At 69.6% G+C, this 4,104-nt stretch carries 3 protein-coding genes and 1 pseudogene; 1 reads left to right on the forward strand and 3 read right to left on the reverse strand.

All coding sequences use genetic code 11. From position 1 onward, the window contains the following. Positions 1-37: 37 nt before the first annotated feature. Together VMD50_RS06410 and VMD50_RS06415 are read right to left on the reverse strand one after the other, a co-directional pair. Positions 38-886: a DUF559 domain-containing protein gene (locus tag VMD50_RS06410; RefSeq protein WP_325425976.1), complete on the reverse strand. Its 849-nt coding sequence runs from the start codon at positions 884-886 to the stop codon at positions 38-40. A gap of 182 nt (positions 887-1,068) precedes the next feature. Further along, on the reverse strand, positions 1,069-2,634 hold the full coding sequence (locus VMD50_RS06415) for a dolichyl-phosphate-mannose--protein mannosyltransferase (RefSeq protein ID WP_325425978.1): 1,566 nt from the start codon (positions 2,632-2,634) through the stop codon (positions 1,069-1,071). Between the two features lie 25 nt (positions 2,635-2,659). On the opposite strand from VMD50_RS06415, the gene rsmI reads away from it, so the two are divergent. Next, positions 2,660-3,496, forward strand: coding sequence for a 16S rRNA (cytidine(1402)-2'-O)-methyltransferase (gene rsmI / locus VMD50_RS06420; protein WP_325425980.1), 837 nt, complete (start codon positions 2,660-2,662; stop codon positions 3,494-3,496). A gap of 13 nt (positions 3,497-3,509) precedes the next feature. Here the strand turns inward: rsmI and VMD50_RS06425 are convergent. Further along, a pseudogene (locus tag VMD50_RS06425) lies at positions 3,510-4,104 on the reverse strand (hypothetical protein); the annotation flags it as partial.

Raw genomic sequence — 4,104 nt, forward strand, 5'->3', positions numbered from 1 at the left:
TGCCGTCATGTCGTGGCGGGGCCCGGGATCACGGCCGTCACGGCAACCTCGGCGCGCATCGGCGGGCCAGGGCGTCGCGTGCCCGTTGAATGACGACGTTCGGGCGGTCTTCGTTGATCACCTTGATCACGTGCCAACCAAGGCGATGGAGCATTTCGGTTCGCCGGATGTCGCGCACGTACTGCCGTCGATCGGTGCGATGTTGGTCCCCGTCGTATTCGAGGGCCACCATCGGCCCTTCCCATCCCATGTCCAAGTACGCGACGAGTTGGCCATCGGTGACCCTTATCTGTGTCACGGGTTGCGGTAACCCGGCATCGATCAGGAGGAGCCTTAGCCAGCTCTCTTTGGGCGACTGCGCACCACCGTCCATCAGCGAGAGCGCTGTTCGGCACCGGCGCACGCCTCTTGCACCCTTGTGGCGGTCGATCAACGGCGTCACCTCGGCTGCGGTGACACCGGTCGCGGCCGATAGTGCATCGAGATTGGCGACCGCTGGATCGCGCGGCAAGTGTCGAGCCAGATCGAAGGCGGTACGCGCCGGCTTGGTCACCGTGAGCCCGGCAAATTGCATGACGTCCTCTGGGTCGATTCGTTCTCGGCGAACGATGACGCCCGGGGGCGGATGGTTGAACGGCCCGACGATCTCTATCGGGGTGTAATCCTCAACCCATTTGGCTCCGTGGAGGGCAGCGGCCGCGCGGCCCGCGATGATGCCTCGACGGCCCGACCACAACCAAGCTGCGTAAATGTCGGTTCGCAAAGACCTAGCGGCGTTCCTTGGCAGGTACACATTGCAGTGGAGTCTTCGGTAATTCCAACGCAACTGGCCGCGGGTCAGCCCGCCGCGCGCTATCGCCTCGCTGCCCAGAAAGACCCCGCCCACGCGCACATCTTGATCGCACGCCCCGACAGTTCTCCGAGATTGCGGCCATGGTTGTGGATGACGCCTGAACGACAGCCCTCACGGCAATCTCGGCGCAATACGGCGTGCGTTTGCTCCGAGATTGCCGTGCATGGTCGTGTTGAAGCGCAAATCACAACCACCACGGCAATCTCGGCGCAGAATCAGCGCCAGCTGGGCAGCCAGATCTCCATGTTCCAGGTCTGCTGGGAGATGGGCATGCCGGTGAGCACCGGGAAGAGCCAGGCGAAGTTGGTCACGACCAAGGCCACATAGCAACTGACCGCGATGAGCCCCAGAGTTCGTCTCTCGGAACTCTGACGACGCGCGTAGAGGATGTCGCCGCAGGTCAGCGCGATCCCCATGGCCAGAAACGGCGCCATCGTCGACGCGTAGAAGAAGTACATCTGCCGGTCGATGTCGGCGAACCACGGCAGCCACCCCGCGCAATAACCGGTCACGACGGCGGCATAGCGCCAGTCGCGACGAACCAGCATGCGCCACAGCGCATAGAGGAGCACCGGAACGGAGAGCCACCACATGGCGGGGGTGCCGACGAGCATCTCCGCCTTGACGCACGACTGTGGGCCGCAGCCCGGAACGTTCTGCTGGTCGATCGCGTACAGGACCGGCCGCAACGACATGGGCCAGCTCCACGGTTTGGATTCCCACGGATGGTAGTTGCCGGCGGAGTTCGTCAGGCCCGCGTGAAACTGGAAGGCCTTGGCGGTGTAGTGCCACAGCGAGCGAATCGCGTCGGGCATGGGAACGACGGAGTGCGGCCCGATCGACAGGCCCACCTCGTGGCGGTCGATGGCGGTCTCGGAGGCGAACCACGGCGCGTAACTGGCCAGGTAGACCCCGAACGGGATGAGCGCCAACGCATATGCCGTGGGGATCAGGTCGCGTCGGAGCGTACCCAGCCAGGGTCTGGTCACCTGGTATTGGCGGCGCGCCGCCACGTCGAAGGCCAGCGACATCGCGCCGAAGAAGACGACGAAGTACAGGCCGGACCACTTTGTCCCGCAAGCCAAGCCGAGCATGAGGCCCGCCGAGAACCGCCACCACCGCACGCCCAGCCGCGGTCCCCACCAGGTCTCGGCGCTGCGCCCCTCCAGGAGCGCGACGTGCAGGCGCCGGCGCACCTGATCGCGGTCGACGATGAGCGCGCCGAACGCCGCGACGACAAAGAACGTGAGGATGCCGTCGAGCAGCGCCGTGCGCGCGGTGACGAAGCAGACGCCGTCGCAGATGACCAGCACGCCGGCGATCGCGCCGACCAGGGTCGAGCGGCTGATCCGCCGGACGATCCGCGTCACCAGCACCACCAAGACCACGCCGAGCAGCGCGCCGGTGAACCGCCAGCCCACCCCGTTGTAGCCGAAGAGCGCCTCGCCGAGCGCGATGAGTTGCTTGCCGACCGGCGGGTGGACCACCAGACCGAACCCGGGGTTGTCCTCCACCCCGTGGTTGTGCAGCACCTGCCACGCCTGTGGCGCGTAGTGCTTCTCGTCGAAGACGGGTGTGCCGGCGTCGGTCGGCGAGCCCAGGTTGAGGAACCGGGTCACCATCGCCAGCAGGGCGACCACGCCGGTCACGACCCACCCGCGGATGTGGTCGGTGGGCCCGAAGTCCGCGACCGGAGCCAGCGGCCCCGGGCTGACGACGGGCACGACGCGCTCGTCGCGGTTTTCGAGGACGACGGGGCTTTCGCGGGGCGGGGCGGACATCGGTGTCGATCGTAGGCTGTCGGTCATGACCTCCGGCCGCCTATTGCTGGGTGCGACCCCTCTGGGCCGGCCGTCGGATGCCTCGCCACGCCTGATCGACGCGCTGGCCCGCGCCGATGTGGTGGCCGCCGAGGACACCCGGCGGGTGCGGGTTTTGGCCAAGGCGCTCGACGTCGTCATCACCGGCCGCCTGGTCAGCCTGTACGACCGGGTCGAGGCCGCGCGGGTGCCCGGCCTCGTCGACGCGATGAAGGCCGGCGCGACGGTGCTGGTGGTCAGCGACGCCGGAATGCCCCTGATCAGCGACCCCGGCTACCGGCTGGTCGCGGCGTGCCTGGACGCCGGGGTCCCGCTGACATGCCTGCCCGGGCCGTCGGCGGTGACGACCGCGCTCGCCGTGTCCGGCCTGCCGTCGGAACGGTTCTGCTTCGAGGGATTCGCCCCGCGCAAGAAGGCGGCACGCCGAGCCTGGTTCGCCTCGCTGGCCGACGAGCGGCGCACCTGTGTGTTCTTCGAATCCCCGCGCCGGTTGGCCGCGTGCCTGCGCGACGCGGTAGACGAGCTCGGCGCCGCGCGCCGGGCGGTGGTGTGCCGGGAACTGACCAAGGTGCACGAGGAAGTGGTGCGCGGGTCGCTCGACGAGCTGGCGGCCTGGGCCGACGATGGGGTGCTCGGCGAGATCACCGTCGTGCTGGCCGGCGCAACCCCGCGCGCCGACTTGGAAGCCCTGGTGGGCGAAGTGGAGCGGCTGGTCGCCGGCGGGGTGCGCGTCAAGGACGCGTGCAGCGAGGTGGCAGCCGGGCATCCGGGCGTGCGCACGCGCCAGCTTTACGACACCGTTTTGCAACTACGCCGCGAGTGAGTCGCCGGTCGGGTCAGGGTGTGCAGGCTTTGAAGGGACCGATTCCCGGCGTGCACAAGTGCGGGTGCGGGAGCGGCGGCAGGGCGGGCAGCGGGGGAGGAGCCGGCAGGGGCGGCAGCGCGGGCGGCCCCGCGGGGAGCGGGGGCAATGCCGGGAGCGGGGGAGCCGCCGGGAGCGGGGGAGCCGCCGGCAGCGGGGGAGCCGCCGGGAGGGCGGGCAGGGCCGCGGGAACCGCGGGCAATGCCGGCAGCGGGGGAGCCGCCGGGAGGCCCGGTGCCGCCGGGAGAGCCACCGCCGGGAGGGCCGCCGCCGGGATGGCCATCGCAGCCCCCGGGATGGCCGCCGCCGCGGCGGGCAAGGTAACCCCGGGAATCACGGGCAGGCCGGAAATCGAGGGCAGGCCGGAAACCGCGGGCACGCCCAGGGTGAAGTTGCTTGGCAGCAGGCCCGCGCTCTTGAGATAGACAAGCGCGATGGAGGCGGTGCTCAGGGCCGCCGCGGCGCCACTTGCCACGCCCACGACGCTGCCGCCCACGCCCACGACGCCCTGCACGACGGACAAGGCCGTGGCCGCGCTGTTGGGTATGGCCGCGGCGGCCGGCAATCCG

Source organism: Mycobacterium sp. (assembly GCF_035506235.1).
In the GTDB taxonomy this organism is placed as follows: domain Bacteria; phylum Actinomycetota; class Actinomycetes; order Mycobacteriales; family Mycobacteriaceae; genus Mycobacterium.

Excerpts from the sequence above, each read along its gene's own strand:
- VMD50_RS06415 (WP_325425978.1), bottom strand. The coding sequence starts at position 2,634 with ATGTCCGCCCCGCCCCGCGAAAGCCCCGTCGTCCTCGAAAACCGCGAC.
- rsmI (WP_325425980.1), top strand. The coding sequence starts at position 2,660 with ATGACCTCCGGCCGCCTATTGCTGGGTGCGACCCCTCTGGGCCGGCCG.